This window comes from Syntrophaceae bacterium (assembly GCA_013177825.1).
Lineage (GTDB): Bacteria > Desulfobacterota > Syntrophia > Syntrophales > PHBD01 > PHBD01.
On sequence record JABLXX010000015.1, the window covers coordinates 12,906 to 37,347 of the forward strand.

Annotated in this window: 24 protein-coding genes; 14 read left to right on the plus strand and 10 right to left on the minus strand. The window is 62.6% G+C overall.

Annotation, left to right across the window (positions count from 1 at the left end; genetic code table 11):
• Positions 1-5: 5 nt before the first annotated feature.
• From HPY65_18525 to HPY65_18540, 4 genes are all read left to right on the plus strand, one after another.
• Entirely contained in the window at positions 6-1,061 is a 1,056-nt protein-coding gene (locus HPY65_18525; protein NPU86477.1) for a GAF domain-containing protein, read from the plus strand.
• A gap of 221 nt (positions 1,062-1,282) precedes the next feature.
• Complete coding sequence (locus HPY65_18530) at positions 1,283-1,711, plus strand: MaoC family dehydratase (GenBank protein NPU86478.1); 429 nt, start codon at positions 1,283-1,285, stop codon at positions 1,709-1,711.
• 2 nt (positions 1,712-1,713) lie between these two features.
• Complete coding sequence (locus HPY65_18535; protein NPU86479.1) at positions 1,714-2,745, plus strand: hypothetical protein; 1,032 nt, start codon at positions 1,714-1,716, stop codon at positions 2,743-2,745.
• Positions 2,742-4,850 carry a fused MFS/spermidine synthase gene (locus HPY65_18540; protein ID NPU86480.1) on the plus strand — a complete coding sequence of 703 codons (2,109 nt, stop codon included), beginning with the start codon at positions 2,742-2,744 and terminating at the stop codon, positions 4,848-4,850. Before HPY65_18535 ends, HPY65_18540 begins: the two co-directional genes overlap by 4 nt.
• On the opposite strand, the gene HPY65_18545 is transcribed toward HPY65_18540, so the two are convergent.
• The 4 genes from HPY65_18545 to HPY65_18560 form a co-directional block, all read right to left on the minus strand.
• Positions 4,845-5,330, minus strand: coding sequence for a hypothetical protein (locus tag HPY65_18545; protein NPU86481.1), 486 nt, complete (start codon positions 5,328-5,330; stop codon positions 4,845-4,847). The genes HPY65_18540 and HPY65_18545 overlap by 6 nt on opposite strands.
• 88 nt (positions 5,331-5,418) lie before the next feature.
• The gene (locus HPY65_18550; protein ID NPU86482.1) at positions 5,419-7,146 is read right to left on the minus strand and encodes a metal transporter; all 1,728 of its coding nucleotides are present in this window, start codon (positions 7,144-7,146) and stop codon (positions 5,419-5,421) included.
• Positions 7,147-7,258: 112 nt separating this feature from the next.
• The gene (locus tag HPY65_18555) at positions 7,259-7,522 is read right to left on the minus strand and encodes a hypothetical protein (protein NPU86483.1); all 264 of its coding nucleotides are present in this window, start codon (positions 7,520-7,522) and stop codon (positions 7,259-7,261) included.
• Between the two features lie 53 nt (positions 7,523-7,575).
• Complete coding sequence (locus HPY65_18560; GenBank protein ID NPU86484.1) at positions 7,576-7,884, minus strand: hypothetical protein; 309 nt, start codon at positions 7,882-7,884, stop codon at positions 7,576-7,578.
• Between the two features lie 251 nt (positions 7,885-8,135).
• Here HPY65_18560 and HPY65_18565 point away from each other — a divergent pair, with 251 nt between their 5' ends.
• Both HPY65_18565 and HPY65_18570 read left to right on the plus strand, forming a co-directional pair.
• Positions 8,136-8,621 carry a transcriptional regulator gene (locus HPY65_18565; GenBank protein NPU86485.1) on the plus strand — a complete coding sequence of 162 codons (486 nt, stop codon included), beginning with the start codon at positions 8,136-8,138 and terminating at the stop codon, positions 8,619-8,621.
• On the plus strand, positions 8,618-8,905 hold the full coding sequence (locus HPY65_18570; protein ID NPU86486.1) for a DUF59 domain-containing protein: 288 nt from the start codon (positions 8,618-8,620) through the stop codon (positions 8,903-8,905). Before HPY65_18565 ends, HPY65_18570 begins: the two co-directional genes overlap by 4 nt.
• Before the next feature lie 23 nt (positions 8,906-8,928).
• Here HPY65_18570 and HPY65_18575 read toward each other — a convergent pair whose 3' ends face one another.
• From HPY65_18575 to HPY65_18595, 5 genes are all read right to left on the minus strand, one after another.
• Positions 8,929-9,447, minus strand: a complete 519-nt coding sequence (locus tag HPY65_18575; protein ID NPU86487.1) for a ferritin family protein — start codon at positions 9,445-9,447, stop codon at positions 8,929-8,931.
• A gap of 246 nt (positions 9,448-9,693) precedes the next feature.
• Positions 9,694-10,392 carry a hypothetical protein gene (locus tag HPY65_18580; protein ID NPU86488.1) on the minus strand — a complete coding sequence of 233 codons (699 nt, stop codon included), beginning with the start codon at positions 10,390-10,392 and terminating at the stop codon, positions 9,694-9,696.
• A complete protein-coding gene (locus HPY65_18585) occupies positions 10,385-11,344 on the minus strand; it encodes an ArsA family ATPase (GenBank protein ID NPU86489.1) in 960 nt (319 codons plus the stop codon). Before HPY65_18585 ends, HPY65_18580 begins: the two co-directional genes overlap by 8 nt.
• Complete coding sequence (locus HPY65_18590; GenBank protein ID NPU86490.1) at positions 11,341-11,625, minus strand: hypothetical protein; 285 nt, start codon at positions 11,623-11,625, stop codon at positions 11,341-11,343. The genes HPY65_18585 and HPY65_18590 overlap by 4 nt, the downstream gene beginning before the upstream one ends.
• Positions 11,626-11,707: 82 nt before the next feature.
• Positions 11,708-13,483, minus strand: a complete 1,776-nt coding sequence (locus HPY65_18595) for a carbon starvation protein A (GenBank protein ID NPU86491.1) — start codon at positions 13,481-13,483, stop codon at positions 11,708-11,710.
• Positions 13,484-13,883: 400 nt separating this feature from the next.
• Here HPY65_18595 and HPY65_18600 point away from each other — a divergent pair, with 400 nt between their 5' ends.
• The 5 genes from HPY65_18600 to HPY65_18620 are packed head-to-tail and all read left to right on the plus strand — an operon-like array spanning position 13,884 to position 18,854.
• Complete coding sequence (locus HPY65_18600) at positions 13,884-14,462, plus strand: helix-turn-helix transcriptional regulator (protein NPU86492.1); 579 nt, start codon at positions 13,884-13,886, stop codon at positions 14,460-14,462.
• Positions 14,463-14,479: 17 nt separating this feature from the next.
• A complete protein-coding gene (locus HPY65_18605) occupies positions 14,480-15,049 on the plus strand; it encodes a pyruvate ferredoxin oxidoreductase (protein ID NPU86493.1) in 570 nt (189 codons plus the stop codon).
• A 19-nt stretch (positions 15,050-15,068) separates the two neighbouring features.
• Positions 15,069-16,817 (plus strand): FAD-dependent oxidoreductase, encoded by a 1,749-nt coding sequence (locus tag HPY65_18610; GenBank protein NPU86494.1) that lies wholly within the window; start codon positions 15,069-15,071, stop codon positions 16,815-16,817.
• The gene (porA, locus tag HPY65_18615) at positions 16,811-17,992 is read left to right on the plus strand and encodes a pyruvate ferredoxin oxidoreductase (protein NPU86495.1); all 1,182 of its coding nucleotides are present in this window, start codon (positions 16,811-16,813) and stop codon (positions 17,990-17,992) included. Before HPY65_18610 ends, porA begins: the two co-directional genes overlap by 7 nt.
• Positions 17,973-18,854 carry a 3-methyl-2-oxobutanoate dehydrogenase subunit beta gene (locus HPY65_18620; protein NPU86496.1) on the plus strand — a complete coding sequence of 294 codons (882 nt, stop codon included), beginning with the start codon at positions 17,973-17,975 and terminating at the stop codon, positions 18,852-18,854. The genes porA and HPY65_18620 overlap by 20 nt, the downstream gene beginning before the upstream one ends.
• A 22-nt stretch (positions 18,855-18,876) precedes the next feature.
• On the opposite strand, the gene HPY65_18625 is transcribed toward HPY65_18620, so the two are convergent.
• Positions 18,877-20,397 carry a patatin-like phospholipase family protein gene (locus HPY65_18625; GenBank protein NPU86497.1) on the minus strand — a complete coding sequence of 507 codons (1,521 nt, stop codon included), beginning with the start codon at positions 20,395-20,397 and terminating at the stop codon, positions 18,877-18,879.
• Positions 20,398-20,533: 136 nt separating this feature from the next.
• Here HPY65_18625 and HPY65_18630 point away from each other — a divergent pair, with 136 nt between their 5' ends.
• From HPY65_18630 to HPY65_18640, 3 genes are all read left to right on the plus strand, one after another.
• Positions 20,534-21,178 carry a TetR/AcrR family transcriptional regulator gene (locus tag HPY65_18630; protein NPU86498.1) on the plus strand — a complete coding sequence of 215 codons (645 nt, stop codon included), beginning with the start codon at positions 20,534-20,536 and terminating at the stop codon, positions 21,176-21,178.
• Between the two features lie 144 nt (positions 21,179-21,322).
• Positions 21,323-22,921 (plus strand): acyl-CoA dehydrogenase, encoded by a 1,599-nt coding sequence (locus HPY65_18635; protein ID NPU86499.1) that lies wholly within the window; start codon positions 21,323-21,325, stop codon positions 22,919-22,921.
• A gap of 94 nt (positions 22,922-23,015) precedes the next feature.
• Entirely contained in the window at positions 23,016-24,266 is a 1,251-nt protein-coding gene (locus HPY65_18640) for an acyl-CoA/acyl-ACP dehydrogenase (GenBank protein ID NPU86500.1), read from the plus strand.
• The last annotated feature ends 176 nt before the right edge of the window (positions 24,267-24,442 follow it).

Below are 24,442 nucleotides of genomic sequence, written 5' to 3' on the forward strand. Positions count from 1 at the left end.
AGACGATGGCTGCGAAAAAGGAAGGGAAGGATTTTTTCCAGACGATCAAGAAGGTGAGCCGCGCTTTGGGAACCACCCTGGAGAGAGACAAACTTCTCGACCTGATCGTCCGGAGCGCCATGGAGGCCATGGACGCAAAGGCGGCCGCCCTGTTCCTGGCGGATGAAAAAACGAAGCAGTACGTGGCGGCAGCCCAGAAGGGACTCTCCAGGAAGTACCAGCATGCCGGGCCGGGACACGTGGACCGCGTTCCACAGGAGCTTATGAAGAAAGGCTACCTTCACTACCGGGATGCGGTGAACGATAAGCGGCTGGAAAACCGGGACCTCAAGAAGGCCGAGGGGATCGGTTCCATCCTGACAGTGCCGGTCATGGTGAACGACCGGCCCATCGGCGTCCTTTCTCTCTACACGGCGGATATCCGCGATTTCTCCAAGGAGGAGATCGAATTCCTCACCACCTTGGCCGAGCAGGGGGGAATGGCGGTGGAGCATGCCCGGCTGCTGGAGACCATCCGGGCCAACATCCGCATCTCCCTGGAGCTGCTGTCTGCCATCAACTCGAGCCTCGACATCCGGGTGATCCTCCAGACCATGACGGAGAAGGTGGCCTTGGCCCTCGGCGTAAAGGCCGCCAGCATCCGCCTGCTGAACGACGACAGGACGGAACTGCGCCTTGCCGCCAGCTACGGCCTGAGCGAGAAGTACATCAACAAGGGGCCGATCTACGCGGAGCGGAGCATTGCCGAGGCCCTCTCGGGTGTACCCGTGGTGGTGAAGGATGCCGCCCGGGACAAGGGCGTCCAGTACCGGAAAGAAAAAGTGCAGGAAGGCATCGTGTCGATTCTCTGTGTCCCCATCAAGGCCCGGGAAGACGTCATCGGAGTCCTCCGCCTGTACACGGATGCGCCCCGGGAGTTCTCGGATCTGGAAATCCTGCAGGTGTCCGTCCTGGCCCATCACGGCGGCCTCGCGATCCAGAACGCGAGCCTCTACATGATGCTGCAGAACGACCTGAAGGGGATGAAAGATGACGCGTGGAGTCATCGCTGCTGGTTTTGAGGCTGTTGAAAAAGGGCCGTCTGCGGCGTTGCCCTCATCACGAGCCGCTCAACGTACCCGAAAGTGCGGCTCGCGGCTCTTAATCTCGGGCGCCTTGCATCCCTCGTGGATGGGCATCGCATCCGGGCATTTTGAACGGCCCGGATGATCGCTGTTTGCAGGAACCTTCCCGACGGAAAAACACCGGCTGTTTGGAATGATCGATCGAAAGGAGAAGAGACATGACGGGCATCACCATCGACCGGATGAAGGTCGGAGACGCCGCTGAATTCGCCAAGACCGTTTCGGAGACGGATGTTTACCTGTACGCCGGCATCAGCGGCGATTTCAACCCCGCGCACCTGAATCAGGCCTATGCCGAGAAAACCTTCTTCAAGGGCCGGATCGCCCACGGCATGCTTTCGGCGGGCTTCATCTCCGCCCTCCTGGGAACGCAGCTCCCTGGCCCGGGGACCATCTACCTGCGGCAGGAGCTGAACTTCCTGGCGCCCGTCCGTATGGGCGATACGATTACCGCGCGGGTGGAAGTGGCGGAGCTGATCCCGGAGAAGAACCGGGCCCGCCTGAAGACCACCTGCCGGAACCAGGACGGGATCGTCGTCCTCGACGGGGAAGCGGTCGTCATGCCGCCGAAGGCTCCGAAGTCGTGAACATGGAAAAAATTCTGAACGAATCCGTCGATGCGGCGCCCGGGGAATCCGGGCGCCCCCCGGTTGCCCTCACGGGCCGGGGGGGCGGCTGGAAGGCCCGAACGACCTTTTTGCGGACGCGTCTGTTTTTCTTCCTGATGATTCTCTTCCTGGCGGGCTGCGCGTCCGCGCCGGACCGCCTGGCAATGGATCCGGCGGCCGCCTGGCCAGGACGCTGCGAGACCGTGCGACGGAGCCTGCTGAAGGAACCGTCCGCCGGCGTCGTGGTCACCCCCCGTCCAGATCGTTCCTACTCCATTCCTTACTGGGTGATCGTCGTCGACGGCGTTCCGATCCCCATTCCCCCCGTTCGTTACCGGGACATCCACATCACACCCGCTTCCTTTTCCGGCGGCCTGCCCACGGTCATCCTCGTCGGAGCGGAGCCGCCCACAGCGGTGACGCTGGCCTCCATTTCACCGCCGGCTCCCTATGAAGACATCTTTGCCCTGGCCGGAGAGGAGCCGACGAAGGAGGGACGGGTCCTGACGATGCGACTCTTCGGCGGACCCGTAGCACACGACCGGCTCATGGAGATCGGATTCGCCGGCCGTCCGGCAGATCTCACGTGCCGTCCGGACCGCTGGGAGAAGGAAATTGCCCTGGCCTCCGCACTGGTTCTGAAGACGGTTGGAAATCCGCTGGAGGCGGTCCATGAAGGGATCGCGGGCCGGCGCGGCTGGGTGACCCTTTCGGCGGGGGCCGATCGTACAAACCTGTGGCAGACGACGCTCCCGGGAACCGGCCGCTGGATCCTGATCGACATCCGCGCGGCTGCCGGAGGACCTTTTCAGGACGTCGGCCTGGCGGTTGGAAGGGCCGACATGGTCCGGGCGATGGGCCGCCCGCCCTGGCTGGCCGCGCTAGCGGCGGTCCTGGACGACCCGGAAAACGGGAAACTCCGGGAAGTCCTCGCGGATGCGCTGGAAAAGGCGCAATTCACGCCGGAGTCCGTCGAGCGGGTCCGATCTCCGGCCACCGGGGTGACCCGGTGAAAGGCCCCGATTCCGGCGCCGGACCTTCGCCGGGAAGCAGTGCGGCGCGAGCAGTTCTCACGGGCCATGTCTTCCTCGGCGCGTTCCTCCTTTTTTCCCTGGAGCCGATGACGGGCCGCCTCCTCCTGCCCCTCATGGGCGGGACCGTCCAGGTCTGGCTCGTCTGCCTGATGTTTTTCCAGGGAATGCTCCTGGCGGGTTATCTTTATGCTCACCTCTGGGCTGTCCGGGCCGGAGCCGTCCACCTGCTGCTCCTTCTCGTCCCGCTGGCCTTTCTTCCTCTGTCGATTCCCCAGGTGCCGGACCCCGGAACGCCGCTAGTGTCGCTCTTTCGCTTGCTGCTGCAGCACGTAGCCGTCCCCTTTGCGGTCCTATCCACCACCGCCGTGGTGGCCCAGCTCTGGCTGGCCCGCTCTTCCCTCGGTGGCGGAGCCAATGTCTTCGTGCTCTACGGCGCATCCAACGCCGGTTCGCTGTCGGGCCTCCTGGCCTATCCCTTCCTGGTGGAGCCTTACCTCGGCCTGGCGGCCCAGGGCCGGGTCTGGACGGCCGGCTACGTCATGTACGGTCTCCTGGCGGCCGCTTCCTGGCTGCTCCTGCGCCCCGGGAAAAGGATGCCGGAGGCGACACGGCCCTCCGTTTCGGTAGACCTTCCCTCCGGTTCGGGAAGGAGCCGCTGGATTCCCTGGCTGCTGCTGGGCGCCCTGCCTTCGGCCTTCCTGCTGACGGTGACGAACGTCATCGCCGTGGAAGTCGGCTCCTATCCACTCGTCTGGATCCTCCCGCTGGCCCTGTACCTGGCCAGTTTCGTCGTCGTTTTCCGGGACGGACGCGGACTGCCGCGCCTTCTCGTCCGCCTGTGGCCGGAGATCCTGCTGGCGGCTCTCCTCCTCTATCTTCTGACGTCTCCGCAGGTGATTTACCTGGCGGCGCACCTGGCGGTCCTGTTCGTCCTCTGCCTTCTGGCCAATGATGCGCTTTACCGGCTTCGTCCGCCGCCCGCCGGCCTGACGGGATATTACCTGATGATCGCCCTGGGCGGTGCCCTCGGCGGCGCCGCCGTCAGCCTCGGCGCCCCGCTCCTGTTCGGCGGCCTCTACGAATACCCACTGACGGTCCTCGCTCTGGGAGCAGTCCTGGCATGGATGCAGCGAAAGGAACTGCCGGGATTCTGGCGGAATTCGACGTCGGCAATGAAAACCGTGCACGCGGCGGGGCTGGGCGTGCTGGCGGGGATGGTTCTCCTGGGCGCCTGGCCGGCGGCCTCTTTCCAGGAAAAGGAACGACTGCGGAATTACTACGGCATCCTCCGGGTGGTGGAAGAGGCCGCGGGTTCCGATGCCCCCCGCGGGATCCGGACGCTCATTCACGGCTCCACACTGCACGGCACCCAGTTTCTCGACGAGTCGAGGCGCCGCCGGCCCACATTGTACTATGGAGAAAGCAGGGGTTTGGGTGACGTCTTTGCAGGGCTTCCCGCTCCCCGGCGCATCGCCGCCGTCGGCCTTGGGGCTGGGACTGCGGCGGCCTACGGGCGCCCGGGAGACCGGATCGACTTCTTCGAGATCGATCCCGACGTGGAAACCGTAGCGCGGCGCTGGTTCAGCTATCTGGCCGACACACCGGCGCGGATTCGGGTCTTCCAGGGGGACGGACGGTTGTCCCTGGAGCGCGGCGTGGGTGGGGAGGAAGCGTATGATCTCGTGTTCGTTGACGCCTTCAGCGGCGACGGCATCCCGACCCATCTGCTGACGGCGGAGGCCGTCGAGGGATACCGAAAACGCCTGTCCGGGGGAGGGCTGATGCTCTTCCACCTCTCCAATCGTTATTACGACCTCCGGCCGGTCGTAAAGGCGATTGCCGGAAAACTTTGTCTGAAAGGGGTTGTGAAGGTGTCGGGCCCCGATCCCGCCGACGGCCGCTACCGGCTGACGACGGTCTATGTGGCCCTGGCGGCGGAGCCCGGCCGGCTGGCCGCGCTGAAAGAGCGGGGATGGATTCCCTTCGGGACGGAGGACGGAATCGCCGCGTGCCGCCCCTGGACGGACGATTACGTGAACGTCCTGGTGCCCCTGGCGGCGAAGATCGGGGCCGGCCTGCTATGAAGAGAGGGGCTGTTTCTTCTTGTCGAATTGCCGCCCCATGGCTTCGATGAGCTTCTGGAACTCGTCGGCCTGTTTCTGCATCAGGTCCTGAAATCCCTCGATCATGCCGGCCGGATCCAGCCCCTTTTCACCGAGGAGATCCTGCTGCCTGCGAAGGGTTTCCTCCAGTCGGGCGACCGTCTTCTTCAACTCTTCGTTTTCCCGCTGCAGGGCCGCCAGGTCCTCACGGGGGACGACGTCGAAAAGGGCCAGGTATTCGCGGAGCGACGCCAGGAAGGATTCCTGGGTCTTTTGCCAGAAATCGGCGGTGTCCGTTTTTTCCTCCCGGTCCAGCCCGTAGGCCTTGCGAAAGACCTCCGTCAGACCTTCGGAACCCTGGAATCCCTGGCGCATCCAGGCCGTCACGTCCTCGAACTGCTGCCGGCCCCGGGCCAGGCCCAGGAAGTAGCGTCCCCAGAATTCGTAAAAGCTTCGATCCATCGGGTCACCTCCCAGGGGCATCCTTGATCATTCGGATGCAGGGTCTTTGTCCTCCCGGAATTTCTCTTTCCCGGAGAGGCCTCTCGATTTATTCCGCCTCTGACTCCGCCTCCAGATCGAGCTGGAAGCGGACGGGTCCCCGGTATCCCTTGCCGAAACGGGTATGGAGGGCGCAGGCGGAGTCGGGATCGGACCAGGACGTGGCGATGGCGCCGTGGCCCTTCGGGAAGGGCGTCACCTCCACGTCGTCGAGGTGGTCCAGAGGCGCCAGGGCTGCGTCGCGATCCACCAGGTCGTCCCCCTCGGCGTAGCAGATGAGCCAGCGGATTCCCTTCTCGCGAATGCCCCGCAGGTTGAGGGTTCTGCCGAAGAGCGTCACAGGCAACGTACCGTCGGTGGTGATGGGGATCGTATAGGAGTAAAAGCTGAGCCGAGTGATTCCCTCCGGCAGGTCATTCCGGTCATAGATCAACCAGTGGTTCATCGCCGCCGCCGTCTTGCCGATCCTCACGGGCCCGTCATCGCGCTGGAAATTCATCATGTCCCGGTAGAGGGTCACCAGGGGCGCTTCCTTGTCCATGCTCTTGAGCTTGTAGACCCAGCTCATGACCTTGCCGTCGACGATGCGGTTGCCGTTGGGCAGCCCCTTGACGGCGTAGTTCAGGTCCCGGAAGCGCGGCGGCAGGTGTTGCATGTACTCCACCAGCGATTTGCTCCGGGTGCCGTCCATGGGAGCGACGCAGGTGATCAGCGCGTCCGCCAGTCCGTCGAGTTCCCCCGACAGGATGTCCAGGAGGGCGATGAAGCCGCCCTGGCAAAAGCCGTTGAGCGTAACGGGGCGGCCGTGGGCGGCCTTCAGGGTCTCGCAGAAGCGCCGGGTGTCCAGGGCGTCGTCCTCTCCGGTCATGACCTGCACGGCCGGATTCGTCTCGATGTCCTTGAGGATCCGGATGTACGTCGGGACGCCCCGGTTGGCGAAGGCGTGGACGTAGCTCTTGTTTTCTCCGGGCAGGAAGGCCAGGATGTTGGGGCCCAGGACATAGGGGTGCATGATCAGGACGGGCTTGCCGGATCGCCGGGTTTTCACGGCCGGATCCCGCGGCAGGACCCGGTAGAGGAAAAAGCGGTCCGTTTCATCCGCCAGAACGTATCCGCCGTCGTCGAAATGAAATCCGAACTCCGGCTCGATGGCCCGGATCGCCTCGGGATAGCGGTACACCAGCGCGTCCATCAGGCGGGCCATGCCGGCGCTGTAGTCCTTGAGCCCTTCCTCTCGTTTGCCCAGGAGGCTGTTGAGAACCGCCCTGCCGAGACGGAGGGCCTCCCGGCGGTGGAAGTCTTCAAGCCCGCTCATCGTCCCTTTCACGCCCTGTTCGGCGATCTGGGTGTTGAACTGAAGCAGTTCGAAATAATCCACTGCGCTCTGCAGTAAGGGCGTCCGGACGAGCTTGTCCTTTTCCAGTGAACTGAAGGAGCTCAGGGCCGTCCAGTAAGGATTCATAAACTCGTTGAGATAGGCCAGGACGCCGACGCCGTAGTGCTGTCCGGCTTCGACGGCATGGGTCGCCGTCTCCAGAGCCCGAAGGCAATGTTCGGACTGGAGATCAAGGAGGGAACGGATGGATTCCCATAGGGGGACCGAGATGCCGGTGGGGTAGGTCAGGACGCTTTTCAGGAGCGATGTATTGGCCCGCCAGGTCTCCGTGAAGGCGGCGAACAGTTCCATGTGCGTCTCGGAGAGCCGCTGCCGGCAGTCTCGGGTGATGAAAAAGGATGCCTCGGCGATCGTATCCGGGGCGGTGCTCTTGGAAATCATGTTTGAAACCCCAAAGCAGGACATAAACGAATCCCGGCGATCTCACGGCCGCCGGGATCCGGGGTTCAGGAGTTTTGCGGTCGAATGAACGACCCGGGCGGGATGCTGCGGATTACTTTGCCTTGGCGAAATACTCTTCGACTTTCTTGTAGTTCGCTTCCACGATGCCCTTGTAGTCTTCGCGGCCCTTCTTGTAGGCTCGAACCCACTCGTTGATGAGTTTCTTTCCTTCTTCGGGAAACCAGGGAGCCTGCTCCAGGTACATGCTGACCATCTTTTCCGTCTGGTCCTGGAGGACCGTCATAGCATTGAAAGTGTTATCAAAGGCTGTCTTGTTGAAATCGATCATCTGCTTGGTCATCTGTTTGGGATCCATCGTCCAACCTCCTTTCGGGCGGTGCGGGTTCTGCCGGCTTTTCCCGGCGGGTCTCACTTGGTTTTGCGGGCTTTCTGGGCTTCCTGCGCCACGTCCTGCCAGGTCTTGGAGGAAAAGAAGCTTTCCACTTTCCCGTAGCTTTCGTCAACGGCGGACCGGAAGTCGTCCCGGCCCTGACGATACGCTTTCATCCATTCCCCGACAATCTTGCGGCCCTCTTCGGGAATCCACGGGGACTGATCCAGAGCGGTCTGCATCATCTTCTCGGACTGCTCCTGAAGGATCGTCATTGCGTTGAAGCTGCTGTCAAAGGTGGTCTTGTAAAAACCGATGATCTGCTTCACGATTCTTTCCTGTTCCATTTTTCGGGTACCTCCCTGCGCTCCTGCGCTTGATTTTTGCTGCTAATATAATGCGGCTGGAGGGTGTGTCAAGGAAAAATGTTGCAATGCAATAAAGCGCTGCTTGTGGCAATTTTTTGTCGGAAATAATTTAAAGATCTGTATATATTGATAATTTATCTTCTTGGCTACCCATTTATCGGACGGTAAAAATATTTATGTTGCAACGAGGCAATCTTCCGGGTAGATTTGTCCTCCATGGAGAAAAGACAATGACCAAGATGCTGCTCGTAAAAAAATATGGGAACCGCCGCCTCTACGATACGGAACGAAGCGCCTACATCACGCTGGAGGACCTGACCCGTTCGATCAAGGAGGGGAGAACCGTCACGGTGGAAGATGCAAAGACGAAGGAAGACGTGACCGCTTTCATCCTGACCCAGATCCTTCTGGAGGAGTCCCGGAAGAAGCAATTCCTGCTCCCCGTTCCCTTTCTTCACCTGATGATCCGCTTCGGGGACAACATTCTCTCGGACTTCTTCGAGACATACCTCCAGCAGATCCTGAAGAATTACCTTGCCTACCGGTCCGTCGCGGACGACCAGTTCAGGAAGTGGCTGGATCTGGGAACCGAATGGTCCCAGTCCGCCGGGAAAACGGCCTCACCCATAGCCCCTTTTCAGCCTTTTCTCGACCTGTTTTCCGAGACCCTCGGAAAAAACAGGGAAGGAGAAAAAGAAAAGGAGTCTCCGCCATGAACGCCGAGTGGACAAAAAAGGTCGACGCGGTCCTGGATCGTGTCCGGGACCCCGAGAGCGGGTTGCCGGTCTCGGACCTCGGGATCGTCAAACGGGTCCGGCTGAGCGAGCAGGAAAAAACGCTGTACGTGTTCCTGGACACTTACGGCCACCTGCCGCGATGCGTCACCTGCGCCGCCATTGCCCAGACGGTCCTGGCCGGGATTGCCCGGGACCTGCAGGCCGCTTTCGGGGAAGCCTTTCCCGGAATGGAAATCACCATCCTGCCGGCCGGCCCGAAGTGACCGAAGCCTTTTTCAACAGACGTCTAGAAGAAGCGTCCGAACGCCATGGCCGCGTACGCCGGGTCGTGATCGGCCCGGACATTCCGCACCATGACCACGTGTGACTTTTCCTCCTTGACGATCTTCTCGAAGAGCTTCTTCTGTTCCCTGTCTCGCGAGAGCTTTGCCAACTCCGAGTAGAGGAGGATGGCATTCTTCTCGGCCGCCATCGCCATCACAGCCGCGGCTACCGGACTGTCCACCCGTTCCAGCCGCTTGTTCACGGTATCACCCTTGGGGAACAACCCATCCTGGACGATGGCCTCCATGTAATCGTCAATGTCCGGGTCCCTCAGGATCTGGTCTATGTCCAGGGTGTCCGCTTTCATTTTGAGTTCCGTGAAGAGTTTGAGGTGGACAGCCTCTTCCTTGGCCAGCTTCAGGAAGAGGTTCTTCAGGTCGGAGTCGGTGAATTTCTTGGCCGCCTTCGTGTAGAAATCGATTCCTTCCTTTTCCGCGCGAATGGCGAAGTCGAAGACGTTCAGCGGTTGCCTTTTGGCCATGGTTCTTCCTCCTTCTGGAAAGCGGGTCTATTTTTCAGGCGGTGCGGGCCGCCCCCTGCATTGCCGGTGGAAGAATCAGGATGACGAGGATCGTCCGGGACCAAACGTCCCGAAGCGGAAGATAACGCTTCACTGTGTTTGAAGTTGCCTGACAGAAAACCACATGTCAAGAAAAAACTCCATCAGGATAAGGACTTCGTGAGGCAGGGGGCGGAGTTACGGACGTTCCGGGATGTTTTTCGCGTCTTATCGATCTTTCCTTTTGCCCGTGGAGGAATCCTCTTCCGGTTTCAGGACGGAAGGGAGCCATCGATAGACCGGATCGAAGGAGCGGGCCACCCTGTTCTTGCGGGGTATGAGGAAGATGAAGCATTTCCGTTGTTCGGGAACGAGGGCGATATGGCGGACCTGACCGGGGTCGCCGTGCCCTTCGACGTACCGGTGGAGGTGGCCGCGCATGGCCTCGCCGCCATAGTAAAGCAGGAACTTCTTCGTACCCCAGGCGATTTCCTCCCGCTGGAGCATGGACTCGTTCGAGATTTTCGGGCCCCGGAAACGGGCATAGCCCGTCTCGATCAAATGCCCTTCCCCAATTGGGTTGCGGCGCAGGTGGATCGTCACGAAGAGCCGGTCGTATTTCCGGACGATCTTGGAGATGGGCATCCAGAGCCAGGAGTGGCGGGGAAGAAACGTGATCGTGGCGTCGATCCGCTCGAAGGGAGACCGTTTCGGCGGTGTGAGCCGGGCATGGAAGCCGATGATCCCGCCGATGTTGGTGAAGGTCTGGTCGACGGGCTTGACAATGTCCACGAGGTCCTGAAAAGACGTCCTGTACAGCTTCTCGTTGTAGCGCTTGCCCCAGAAATAGCCGAAACTCAGAAGCGCCGAAAAGGCGATGAAGAGGTAGAAAAGGGGCTGGCCGGCGAGGTAATCGTGTTCAAACATCGGTACCTTCCATGGATGTGAGGTGTTTTGTAAGGTCTTCCGGCAGGGTGAAAAGCCCGGCCGACTGCTCCGGCAGGGAGGCCTCGAGACGAACCCGCTGCAGGGGGATTCCCGGAGCGACCTTTTCCCGCAGGATACCGGCCGTGCGGTCCGCCGTCCTGCGGTTTTCTTCGGTGACCTTGTTCTGGATCAGCAGCCGCAGGGGCAGCTTCAATTCCTTCAGACCGTCCAGGAGCCGTTCCGATTCACGCAGGGACAGGATGTCGGGATTGAAAACGAGAACAATGCCACAGCCCCGGCCCTGGAGAATGCGGTTCAATGCCACATAGTTCGAGTGGAGCGCCTTGAGACGCTTGAGGATGTCGTCATCATCCTCCCGGTAGTTGAGGACGATCTCCCGGCTTTTCGCCTCGGCGTCGGCGGCGCCGCGGATCTTCTGGATGGTGAAGCGCTTCTTCAGGATTTGCCGGCGGATGGCTGTGAGGCGTTCAATCCATGTGATGGTGACCTGGGGCAGGGCCAGGAAGCGAAGAGTCAGGCCCGTGGGCGGCGTATCGAAGAGGATGTAGTCGAAGCGGGTGTCTTCGCGAATCGTCTTCTCGATGCTGGTGAGGAGGGCGTATTCCTCGATGCCCGGCGAATACTGGAGGACGGAGAAATACGAGTCGAGATTGAGCACCTGCAGGTAGTTGTAGGTCTCCGAGAGGACCGTGACCTCCCGCTTCAGGTACGCCCGGGTCAGCTTTTTCAGGTCCACTTCTTCAAGGTGCAAGTTGTCGGTGAAGCGTTTCCGCCGGCCCCGGAGGGTTACGCCGAAGACGTCCCCCAGGTTGTGGGCCGGGTCCAGGGAGACGACCAGAACGCGGTGGCGCTGCGAAAGCTGCCAGGCCGCCGCCGCCGCCATGGTCGATTTTCCGACGCCGCCCTTGCCCGTGTAAAAGAGAATCCTCATCCTTCGACCCCCAGGATGCCCATCATCTCCGCCAGCGTGTCCGGGGCGTCCTCCGCACGCTGATGAAGCACCCGCAGTTCCTTCTCCATAAATGGCAGGAGTTCCACCGACAGAAAGGTCGGCGGCGCCGGGAGACCCACAAAGGATCCCAGGAGAAGGAGTGCGAAGATGTTCTCCAGTTCCCGCTCCTCAATGCAGGTCAGCGCCGCCAGACGCTCCCGCTGGGCGGTGCCCAGGCCGGAGGCGATATCACGGCAGTAGCGGAAAAAGGAAGATCGCATGAACACCGGGCCGGGAAAGGGAACCGGCGCGGAGTTCGCCCCGCGCCGGTTCGTCGTTCAAAAGGCGGTTGTCGATGCCGTCCTACTTCTTCCCCGACTTCGCGAAGTCGACGATGAAGAGGATGTTCAACAGCAACATGATCCCCATGATGATCTGGACCGTCCAGCCCGGACCGGCGCTCTTGGCGATTGCTCCGGGCATGACGACGTACATGAACCAGATGATGGCCGCCGTGACGGTGAACCAGAGGATCCAGGCGGGAACCGTGGCCATGATGGCGAACTGGGACTTCAGCCGCTTGGATGCATAGGCCGCTCCGGTCATCAGGGCGATAGACGCGATGAGCTGGTTGGCGGCGCTGAAGGACGGCCAGAGGATGGTGAACTGATTGCTCCAGGCCAGGTAGATGCCGATGGCCGCCGGGATCAGCGAGGCGGTCCAGCGGAAGGTCAGGGCCTTGTAGAGGCCCTCCGCCTTGTCCTTCAGGGGCTGCAGCATCTCGACCAGGCAGTAGCGAGCCAGACGGTTCGTCGTGTCGAGGGTCGTAAGCGCGAAGGCGGAGATCCAGAGTCCCGCGATGATCTTGACGATCTTCACGGGGATGAAGGCCAGGAAGGTGGCCGCCACCATGTCGGAGAAGCACTGGACGATCATGTTCGGTGCCGAGAGCTTCAGGACCGTCGTCGTCTTCGTGTAGAGTTCTCCCCAGTTGTCCATGGTCAGGGCCAGCGTCGGGGCCGTGAAGGCGGCGCCCGCGGCGGCGGCCTTGGCGGCGTCGGCGGCCACCTGGGCGGCGTGGGCGTTCTGGATGGCCGTGTATCCGAACCCGCCGATGGCGCAGATGATCACCGTCGAGAGGAATCCTTCCGTGAACATGGCGCCGTACCCGACGAAAAGACCGTCACTTTCCTTGGACAGCTGCTTGGATGACGTTCCCGATGCGACGAGGGAGTGGAAACCCGAGAGAGAGCCGCAGGCGATGACCAGCGGGATGGCGGGCCAGAACGGTGTCGGCTTGCCGCCCAGGAGGATCGGGGAGAACGTCGTGGCCATGGGGATCTCGAAGCCCCGGAAACTGACAACGGCGGCAATGAACCCGAGGGCGATGCCGAAGTACAGGAGGAAGGAGTTCATGTAATCCCGAGGTTGAAGGAGAATGTTCACCGGGATCGCCGCGGCAATGATGATGTAAACGAAGAGGACCACCATCCACACGTTATAGCTGCCCGGGACGGGGATCTCCGATCCCAGCCAGATGGCGAAGGCCATCAGGACGATCCCAATGACCGTTGCCCCCGGCAGGTTCATCTTCACCCGGTAGATCAGGGCTCCCAAGATGAGGGCGGCGATGGTCATGTAGATGGAGGCCCCGGAGATCTCCGGAGTTTTTGCGAACATCAGGCCGATGATATTGGCGAAGGCCGCCACCACCAGGATCAGGAGGAAGAAGACGATCCAGTAGAAGGCCGTCCCCGTCCGCTTGGAGATCAGGTCGGTGGCCACGAACTGGACGGACTTGCCGTCGTAGCGTACGGACGCCATCAGGGCCAGGTAGTCATGGACGGAGCCGATCAGGACGTTGCCGATCCAGACCCACAGAAGGCCCGGAAGCCAGCCCCAGCAGAGGGCCATGGCGGGTCCGACGAGCGGTCCCGCCCCGGCGATCGAGGAAAAGTGATGCCCGAAGAGGACCGCCTTGTGGGCGGGGATGTAGTCCACGCCGTCGTAAAGGCGCTGGGAGGGCGTTGCGTTCTCGTCCGACGCCCGGACCACGTCTCGCTCGATCTTTTTCCCGTAGGTGAAGTAAAGACCGATGTAAATGAGAAAACCGATGATGATGATCACAGTGGTGGTCATGCGCGACCTCCTTTCCAGAACAACGGGCTGTGCCCGGAAGACTTGTCCCGCCGCAGGATTCCCGGCCGTGCTCCACCTTCGAGCAGGAATGCCGGGGACCGGCGGCCCGAAGAATAATGAATTGCAGTGAAAAACTACTCTCCCGGCAGTTTGCAGTCAAATGATTTTTTCCCTTTGGTATATTTTTCAGAGTATTTCATAGGTGATAAATCCGCATTTTCGTAATTTTCTATGATGTCGGATTTCCGATGTCGATGTTGATTTATGATTAAAAGTTTTTGAAAAAAAAGTTGACTTCCAATGTGCCGGGAGTAGTCTGACCGCAGGGAGCGCACGCTGCGTTCTTCATGTTACCCGCCCGGCATCGCCATCGAGGTGCATCATGAACCAGGAACAGTCAATGGAAGCGTTTGAGGGGCTCAAGATCGGTGCCAAGATCCGGGAGGCGAGGGAGAACAAGTCCCTCACCCTGCAGGATCTGGCGGCCCGATCGGGAATGACCCGGGAGAGCCTGGAGAAGATCGAGGCCGGCGAACTCGTCCCGCCCGTGGCGACCCTCCTGAAGCTGGCCCGGGCGCTGGGCGTGGGAATGGCCCGCTTCTTCGAGGACGAACAGCCCGCAGCCCGGGTGTCCATCACCCGCCTCGCGGACCGGCGCAAGATCGCCCGCCGCCCCCACCATCACGAAGGGGAGGTGGATTACATCTACGAGGCGCTGGAGACCCGAAAACCGGAAAAGCACATGGAGCCGCTCTTCGTCGAGTTCCGGCCGCTGGAGACGGGGGACATGGTCTTCACTTGCCACGACGGCGAGGAGTTCGTTTATGTCCTGGAGGGGCGGCTCGAATTCCGCACCGACGACCGGGTGGAGGCGCTCTCCCCCGGGGAAGCCCTCTATTTCGATTCCGACCAGAACCACAGTTTCCGGGGCCTCGACGGACGGCCCGCACGTGCAATTGTCGTCGTCTGGAGCCTCTGAACAACGGGAGACGGGACATGGTGGAGATCCGGTTCCACGGCCGCGGCGGCCAGGGGACGGTGGTACTGACGATCCTCCTGGCCAAGGCTTTCTTCCAGGCGGGCTGGGAGGTTCAGAGTTTTCCATTCTTTGGGGTGGAGAGGCGGGGGGCGCCGGTGGAGGCATACCTCCGGCTGGATCGAACCAAAATCCTGGCCCGGACGAACGTCACCGCGCCGGACCACGTGGTCGTCCAGGACCAGACGCTCCTGGCGAGCATCGACGTGACCCGGGGTCTCAAGCCCGGCGGATGGGTTCTCCTGAACAGCGCTATCGACCCCGAAAATCCGGACGTTTACGCGGGGCAGCGGCTTGCCTGCGTGGACGCAGGCCGGATCGCCCTCGGTCACCGCCTCGGGAGCCGGACCGCTCCCATCGTCAATACGGCCATGATGGGAGCCTTTGCCCGCATGTTCGGGGAACCGCCCATGGAGGCCATCGTCGCCGCCATCCGCGAAGAGGTTCCGTCGGAGCCGGACCGCAACATCGCAGCGGCCGAGGAGGCATACCGGGAAGTCCGGATCCTCGGCCGGGTCGCCGCGTCCTGACCCATCGGGAGGGGAACGCATGAACCGAGACCAGAGCAGGGCCGAGGCGCTGTTTCTGCCCCGGTCCTACACCACCACGGAGAGCAACCTGACCGGCTCGTGGCGGTACCTCCGCCCGCGGTTCGAAGAGAAGACGGCCCCCTGCAGCGCCACCTGCCCGGCCGGTGAGGACATCCCCCGCATCGAGATGCTGACCACCCAGGGCGCCTTCCGGGAGGCCTGGGAAACGATCCTGATGGAGAACCCCTTTCCGGGAGTCTGCGGGCGGGTCTGTTTCCACCCCTGCGAGGGCGTCTGCAACCGCGGCGGATTCGATTCAGCGGTGGCGGTCCACACGGTGGAGCGATTTCTCGCCGACCTTGCCCTGCGTAACGCCTTCCGGTCCGACCTGGGACGGCTCCCGACCCGAAAGGAGAAGATCGCCGTCGTCGGCGCCGGCCCCTCCGGGCTGGCCGCGGCCTTTTTCCTGGCCCGCCTGGGCTATCGCGTCAGCATCCTGGAAGCCATGCCGGAGCCGGGCGGCATCCTCCGCTGGGGGATCCCCGCGTATCGTCTCCCGAACGCCGCCCTCCGGCCCGAGATTGCCCGCCTGGAAAGCCTCGGCGTGGAGATCCGGACGGACTGCCGGATCGACCGGGCAGGACTGGAAACCCTTGAGCGGGACCACGACGCCGTGTTTCTCGGCTGCGGGTTCGGGAAGGAACGGCCGCTGGGGATCCCGGGGGAAGGGGGCGAAGGGGTCGAAGAAGGACTCACTTTCCTGGCCCGGGTCCGGGGCGGCGCGTCGCCGCCGGCAGGAGGCATGTCGATCGTCGTGGGCGGAGGGAACACCGCCGTCGACGTGGCCCGGACCTTGGTCCGCCTGGGCGGGCGGGCGGTCATCGTCTACCGGCGCCGTCGGCAGGACATGCCGGCCTTCGAAGAAGAACTGCAGCTGGCCCTGGAGGAAGGGGTCGAACTGCGGGAACTCCTGGCTCCGGCGGGTGTCCTCCGCCGGGACGGGAAGCTCCGGGTCACGTTCCGCCGGATGAGGATCGAGGGGGAGGACGCCGACGGCCGGGGACGCATCGTGCCGGACGGCGACGCGACACTGGAGATCGAGGCGGACCGCCTGTTCAAGGCCGCGGGCGCCGGGGCGGCGCATGACTGGCATCTCCCGCCCCGGAATGAGGCGAATCTCGTCGAACTCAGCCATTCCGTCCTTGTCGCCCCGGAAGGGCGGTCGGTGCGGGTATATGGCGGCGACGTTACGAACGACGTCCAGATGGTCGTTACCGCCGTGGCCTCGGGCAAGCAGGCGGCCCTGGCCCTGGACGTCCTGTTCCGGGAGGGTCCGCCGACGGTGAAAGACCGTCTGGACGCCTGCGCCGTCGGTCCCGGGCCGTCCCTGTCCATGGAGATCTTCACGGGCGGACCCCGGGGGCTGCGGACCCGCCACGTCGTCCTGCCGGAGGAGATCAACACGGACTATTTCGCCTTCGAACCCCGGATCACCCAGCCGCGCCTCCTGGTGGAGGAGCGGTCCCGCTCCTTCGCCGAGATCGATCTGAAGATCTCCGCGGGCCTGGCCATGCGCGAAGCGGGCCGTTGCTTCAACTGCGGCATCTGCAACGGCTGCGACAACTGTTACCTTTTCTGTCCCGACGTCTCCATCGCCCGCGGCCACGAAGGGGAGGACCGCCGGATCAACTACGACTACTGCAAGGGATGCGGGCTCTGTGTGGTCGAGTGTCCACGCAACGCCATGACCCTGGAGGGGGAATCATGAGACGGGTCCTCGAGGGAAGTCATGCCGTGGCCGAGGCGGTTCGGCTGGCCAGGGTCCAGGTCATCTCGGCCTACCCCATCACGCCGCAGACGCACATTGTGGAAATCCTCTCGGACTATTGCGCCTCGGGGAAGATGAACGCCCGCTTCCTCCGGGTCGAGAGCGAGCACTCCTGCCTGGCGGCCCTGATTGGAGCCCAGAGCACCGGCGTCCGGACCTTTACCGCCACCTCCTCCCAGGGGCTGGCCCTGATGCACGAGCTCCTGCACTGGGCCTCCGGGGCACGCCTGCCCATCGTCATGGCGGAGGTGAACCGGGCCCTCGCGCCTGGGTGGAACATCTGGACGGACCAGAGCGACAGCCTGGCCCAGCGGGACACCGGCTGGATGCAGTTCTACTGCGAGGACGCCCAGGAGGTCCTCGACACGATGCTGATGGCCTACCGCCTGGCGGAGATGGTGAACCTCCCCGCCATGGTGGTCCTGGACGCCTTTTTCCTTTCCCACACGTATGAGCCGGTGGACGTGCCCGGGCAGGAGGAAGTGGACCGCTTCCTGCCTGCATACGCACCGGGTTTCCGCCTGGACACGGCCCATCCCTTTGCCCTGAGCCCCCTGGTGGCGCCGAACGCTTACATGGAGATGCGCTACGAGATCGCCGCCGCCATGGAGGACGTCCTGGAGAAGCTCGACTCCGTCGAAGGGGAATTCGCCGGGATCTTCGGCCGCCGTTACGGCGCTGTGGAGGCGGTCCGCTGCGAAGACGCCGACATCGTCCTGGTGACCAGCGGGACGGTGACGAGCACGGCAAGGATTCTTCTCGAAGAACTGCGGGCAAAGGGGGAAAAGGTCGGCATTCTGAAAATCAAGATGTTCCGCCCATTCCCGGTGGAGGCCATCCGCCGGGCCCTGGCGGGGGCGAAAAAGATCGCCGTGGTGGACCGCAACTTCTCCTTCGGGGCGACAGGCATCTTCGCGCAGGAGGTGCGGGCCGCCGTCTGCAACGTGCCGGAACATCCGCCCGTCTTCGGGTTCATCGCCGGCCTGGGAGGGCGGGACATCACGACGGGCGTGCTGGCGTCGATGATCGAACAGACCAAGACCGCCGAGGCTCCGCCGGCGGAAAGCATCTGGATCGGGCTTACGGAGGCCGCCTATGCAACTGGACGTTCTTGACCAGGAACTGATGTGTTCGGGCCACGTGGGCTGCCCGGGGTGCGGGGCTACCATCGCCATGCGCTTTTTCCTCAAGACCCTGGGGGAAAAAACCGTCATGGTCCTGCCGGCCTGCTGCTGGTCCGTCATCGCCGGCCCCTATCCCCAGTCAACCCTGAAGATCCCGGTCATCCATACGGCGTTTGAAACGGGGGGAGCCACCGCTACCGGCGTCCGGGCGGCCCTCGACATGCTGGGGGACACCGAGACGACCGTCGTCACCTGGGCCGGCGACGGGGGGACCTTCGACATCGGCTTCCAGGCCTTAAGCGGCGCCGTGGAGCGGAACGAGGACTTCATCTACGTCTGCTACGACAACGAAGCCTACATGAACACGGGGATCCAGCGCAGCTCCTCGACCCCTTACGGGGCCTGGACGACGACGACCCCGGGTACGCACTGGAAGCATCTGCGGAAAAAGAACATCGTGGAGGCCCTGGTGGCGCACCGGATTCCCTATGCGGCGACGGCGAACATCGCCTTCCCGGAGGACCTCGTCCGGAAGGCCCGGAAGGCCAAGTCCATCAAGGGTTCCCGGTTCCTCCACATCTTTGCGAGCTGTCCCACGGGCTGGCGGATTCCCTCCGAGATGTCCATCAAGATCGCCCGCATGGCCGTCCAGACGAACATCTTCCCCCTCTATGAGGTGGAGGATGGCGTCCGGTACACCATCAACTACAAGCCCAGGGAATACCTCGTGCGGGAGTACTTCAAGCTCCAGGGGCGGTTCCGGCACCTGACAGACCAGGACCTGGACGCGATCCAGGAGATGGTGAACGAGGACTGGCAGCTCCTGCTCCGAAAGGCAGGGGAGCACGCCTGATCATCGGGAGCTCGGCTGACGATCATTTCCCAGTTTCGGCCTTCGCATCGACGGGCGCCGGATGCTGTGGCTGCGGAGTGGGCGGTGCGGCGGTTTTCGACTCCCCGGCTGAATCATGAATCCCCGCGGCCGGTGGGTTTCCCGGCAGCCGTCCTCCCATGTCCCGCACCATTTTCCGGAAGGGCTCCGACGAGAGGAGCAGTCTCTGCGCGACGCCGCGGAGGCGGTCCACCTCGCCCGCCGGCAGGTAAAGGGATGTGGGGATGGACTGGAAATATTCCCGCTCCGCCTGGTCCGGCAGGTAATCGAAACTCAGCTCGATGACGTAGAACTCGATGGGCGGCATGCCGGCGGCATGCAGTTCTTCGGACCAGTCCCGCACGTACCGCCTCAACAGGTCGACGGTCTCGAAGTTATAGCGGTTGATCATGACGGTGGAGGATGCCCCCACGATCGCCGCCAGGCCGGGGATCTCATCCAGGAGCCGCCACCGGGGCTTTTCCCGCGTTTCCGCGTTGACGATGATGAAGGCCATCCGCCGGACTTTGGTGTAGCCCTGCTCCCGCAGGGAATCCCGGATGCCGCCCCTTACTGCCAGGTACTCCAGGATGCTCCGGAGGCCCAGGTTGTCCGAGACACCGCCGTCCAGGAGGTGGATGTACGGTTTGCTGCCCCGGTCGAGATAGGATGCCATGCTTCTGGCCATGTGATAGCCGCGGCTGGACGGATCGGGCCTCTCCAGGGCCTTGGTCATCCACTCGGGGGGCTTCCACCCGCAGTCACCGGCGTAGTTCTTCAGGATCACCGGGGTGAAAGCGCCCGGGAAGGCCGCCGAAGCCGCGACGGCCCGTGAGATGGGAAATCGTTTCCAGTCGGAGCAGATCAGGGAAAACTGGAGGGTCGTGAAGGGGAAAACCTGGCCGTTCAGGATGTCTGTCGCGAGGATCATGACGGCGGGCCTGTCATGCCGGGGGATGTCTCCCAGCGTCGCGCCGTCAAAGAGGATCTGGTCGTAGTATTCCTGGGCCATGTCGCTCCGTCCGAAGCGGGGCGACCACAGGCGGGCCCAGTTGAGGGGGCTGAGGAAGCCGGCGACCAGGTGGGACTGGTGGTCCCGGAGGAGAAAGCGCCCGCGGTAGTCCCGGAACATGTCCTTGCCGCGGAGGCCGTACGTGGCTGCCGTGAAGCTGCCCCCGGAGACGGAAGTGATCAGGTTCACCTCGTCCAGGAGTGTGCGGTTCCCGGGGATCTCGATGCGTTCGAGGGCCTCCAGCAGGCCGTAGGACAGCGCTGCCGCCCGGGTTCCCCCGCCGGAGAAGGCCAGGATGAGGAACAGGGGGTCATCCTTCTCGATGACGACGCGGGCCGACGGAGAAACGGTTTGCCGCGGACCCAGAACGGGATTCAGGGGATATTGAGCCGTACAGCCGGCCAGGACCGACAGGATTCCGAGGATCAGGAGAGTGACCTGAAACGGACGGTTGCGGAAACGGGAGCACCGATCTGCGCGCCTGCAATGATCGGGCAATCTGGAAGGATCCATCACATTCCCCCGGGCTCAATGTGGAGCGGAGTATAGGCCGCGTGGCCAGGGCCGTCAAGGGGAAGCATTCAATTTCCTTGCCTTTCAACTCCCGATGCCTGTATAGAGCGGCACGGAACGGGAGAGGATGTGACGCATGGCGACGGAAGGTGATACGTTTTCCAAACTGAAGCTCCGGGAGCGGGAAGCCAGGAGAATCCTTATCGTTGACGCCGCAGAGCGCTCCTTTGCCGCCAAACCCTTCAACAAGGTGAGCATGAGGGACATCGCCCGCGAGGCCGGCATATCCCCCGCGTCGATTTACCGCTATTTCCCGGACCAGCAGACCCTGTTCGTCGAGGCCTTTCTCCGGGGATCCCGCCGCGTCATCGAGTCTTTCCGGCAGGCTGTCGAGGAGAACCAGGGGGTTTCCCTGGAACGCATCGCCGGGGAGTTCCTGGACTTCCTGATCGAGAACGATCCCTATTTCCGCATGATGACCCACTTCATGCTCGACGGCTCCCTGAGCCCGGCCCTGGTGGAACGCCTCAACGAGGAGTCCCGCCTCCTCATCGACCAGTTTGACTGCCTCTTCGGCAAGATGAACGCTGCCGGCGATCGCCGCCTCCTGGCCCACGCCTTCTTTTCCGCCATGAACGGCATCCTCATCACGTTCCGCGATTACCCGGGCCGCTCGAGGGAAGAGGTGGTGGAGCACATGAAACTGGTCGGGCGGGTTATTTCGCGACTCTTTGCATTCGGCATGGCTTCACCTGACTGGTACCGCGGCCTTTCGGCCTGAGCGGGAAAGGGGGACCGATTGAAATCGGTCCCCCTTTCCCGTCTTTCCACAAACCAGTTGACTTTCGGCAACTACCCCGGTTAATTGTAAACGCTGTTTACATCCAGAAACAGCCCGTCAGAAATATGCCCGAAGGAGGTTGCCATGACCCTGCCGAACCGAAACAATCCCTACAAATTCCAAGAGTTTTTAGACTGGAGACAATCCGTCGACTACTATGCCGACGATCCCTTCATCCAGAAGGTGATCCGCTGTTTCACCGGTGACGAGGCCCCGGCCGTGGATGCGGCGGCCCGGGAGATATCGAAGAAGGTCTCCTATCGCTGGCGCGACCTGTCGGAGCGCATCGCCTGGCCCGAGAAGCGAATCTTCATGATGCACTACGACGGCCACAACCGCCGGATCGACCGGATCGTCCGCCCCGCGGAGACGGAGATCCTGGAGCGGGAAATCTTTGCGGAGGCCCTGTATTCCGAGAAGACACCCCTGTGGGAGCGGCTCGTCAAGATGTACCTTATCTACCAGAACGGCGAAGCCTGCATCGCCTGTCCCGTCACCTGCACGGAAGGGCTGGTGGCCCTTCTCGACCGCTTCGCCGACACGCCGGAGACGCGGGAGATCCTGCGCCATGCCAAGGAGGGGATCGATGGAGCATTCGCCATCGGCGCCCAGTATCTCTCGGAGATCCAGGGCGGCTCCGATGTGCCCGCCAATCTCCTCGAGGCGGTCCGGGAAGACGGCGGGTGGCGTCTCTACGGGACGAAGTTCTTCTGCTCCGCCGCCCACGCCGACTATGCCGTCGTCACGGCGAAGCCCACGGGCTCGGAAGACGTCGCCCTCTTCGTCATCCCCTCATGGCTCCCGGGAAACAAGGAGAAGGAAATCCGCAACAGCTTCACCATCGACCGGATCAAGTGGAAGACGGGAACAAGCGAACTGCCCACGGCGGAGATCACCTTCAACGGCGCCGTGGCCTATCCCGCGGGACCCCTGGACCGGGGGCTGGCCAACGTGGTGGGGATCGTCCTGACCTACTCGCGCCTCACCGTCGGCCTCTCCTGCGCCGCCATGATGACCCGGGCCGTCCGGGAGGCGAAGCAGTACAGTGAGTTCCGCAGCGCCTTCGGCCTCGTCATCGGCCGATTTCCCATGGTGGAGGGCCAGATCGCATGGATGGACCGCTCGGTGAAGCGGACCACCGCCGGGGCCTTCAAACTCTACCGGGACTTCCTCACCCTGGAGGGGGGGCTGAAGGGTGGCCTGGAGACGGGCGAGGCGGAGGACATGAAGAAGAAGCGCTTCGATGTCCGGGAGATGATCATGCTCCAGAAGATCACCGCTTCCTGGGACTGCACGGACGTGATCCGCATGGCCATGTCCATCTTCGGCGGCCACGGGATCATGGAGGACTTCTCGTCCCTGCCCCGGCTCTACCGCGATGCTGCCGTGAACGAGCTGTGGGAGGGGCCCCGGAACGTCCTTCTCACCCAGATGCACAGGGACTTTCAGCGGGCCGCGAAGTGGTATCCCCCGGCGGAGTTTGTCGGGAACGTCCTTGCGGGAGCGGATCCGGGCCTGATCGAAAAACTCTCCGCGGAGATCACGGAGCTCCTCGCCCACCCGAACCTTTTCACCCCCGACGAGAAGACCCTTGAGGTCTGCCGGCGCTGGGACGCCTTCTGCGCCGACCTGACCCACGCCTATCAGGACCTGGCGATGAGAGAAGTGGAGGAAAGCCGGTAACGCCCGGGAAGGGGCGTCCGGACGGAATGAAAAAAGCTCCCGGCGCCGCGGGAAGCGGACGCGGGAGAATAAGAATCCTGAACGGGAGGTTGCCATGTTCGATTACGTATTGACGCCGGAGCAGATCAAGATCCGCGACGAAGCACGGGACTTCATCAAGTCCATTCCCCGCCAGATGGTCCTCGACATGGACCAGGACAAGATCAAGTTCCCGAAGGAATTCCTCCGGGAGGCGGGCCGTCGGAACCTGATGGGCTGCCGGTATCCGAAGAAGTGGGGCGGCCGGGACATGGACTGGGTCACCACCGGCACGGTCATGGAGGAGATCGGAACCCTGGGCTACGAGTTCGCCTGCGTCTTCGGCGTCGGGGCGGAGCTGGTCTGCGATGCCATCATCCAGCACGGCACCGACGAGCAGAAGGAAAAGTACGTGAAGCCCCTCCTGGCGGGCGACCTTTTCGCCGCCGAGTGCCTCACGGAGCCGCGGGGCGGATCGGACTTCTTCGGCGCCACGTCGAAGGCGGAGGACAAGGGGGACCACTTTCTCCTCAACGGACAGAAGCGGTTCATCGTCGGCGGCGAGGGGGCGGACTTCTTCTTCGTCTACGCCCGGACGAACTTCGATCCCAAGGCGAAGCCCCAGGACTGCCTCACGGCCTTCATCGTCGACCGGGGCCCCGGCGTGGAGACGAAGTACCTTTACAACCTTCTGGGCTGCCGCGGCGGCGGCACGGCACGGCTTGTCTTCAAGGACGTGAAGATCCCGAAGGAGAATGTCGTCGGCCGGGTGAACGGCGCCTATGACGTCTTCAACACGATGATGATCCCCGAGCGGCTGGGAACGGCGCTCATGACCGTCGGTCCCGCCCGGGCGGCCCTGGAAATAGCCACCCACTACACGGCCCGGCGGAAGGCCTTCGGGCAGATCATCGCCACGTTCGAGGGCGTCAGCTTCCAGGTCGCCGAGGCGTCGATGCTGCTCGACGCCTCCCGGAGCCTGGGATACGCGACCTGCCTCGCCGTGGACAACAAGGTGGAGCGTGCACGGATTCGCCGGATGATCTCGGAGACGAAGAAATTCATCACCGAGAACTGCCAGAAGGTCGTCCACAACTGCATGCAGGTCGTGGGCGGCATCGGGTACACCAACGTCTATCCCCTCGAGCGGATCTACCGCGACATCCGCCTGGCCTCCATCTGGACGGGGACCAGCGAGGTCATGTCCATGATCGTGGCCCACGAGTGGTACCGGGAGTACTTCAAGGCCCGCCAGGCGAAGCTGACCCGGGACATCGAGGAGGACGCCGAGGAGGCCTTCGCCGAGGACGAGAAGATCTACGAATAAGGAAGGGCGGGGCGGATTTTAAATCCGCTCCTCTTCCTTATTTCCTTTTGGTAATTAGTCCCATTTTGGCACAAGATCGCAGAGAAAAGTAGCAACTTGGTCGAAAATATCAGAGTTGCGATTATTATATCGAAACTCCAGTTCTTTCAAATAAAGAGGGAACTGTTCCTTGGAGA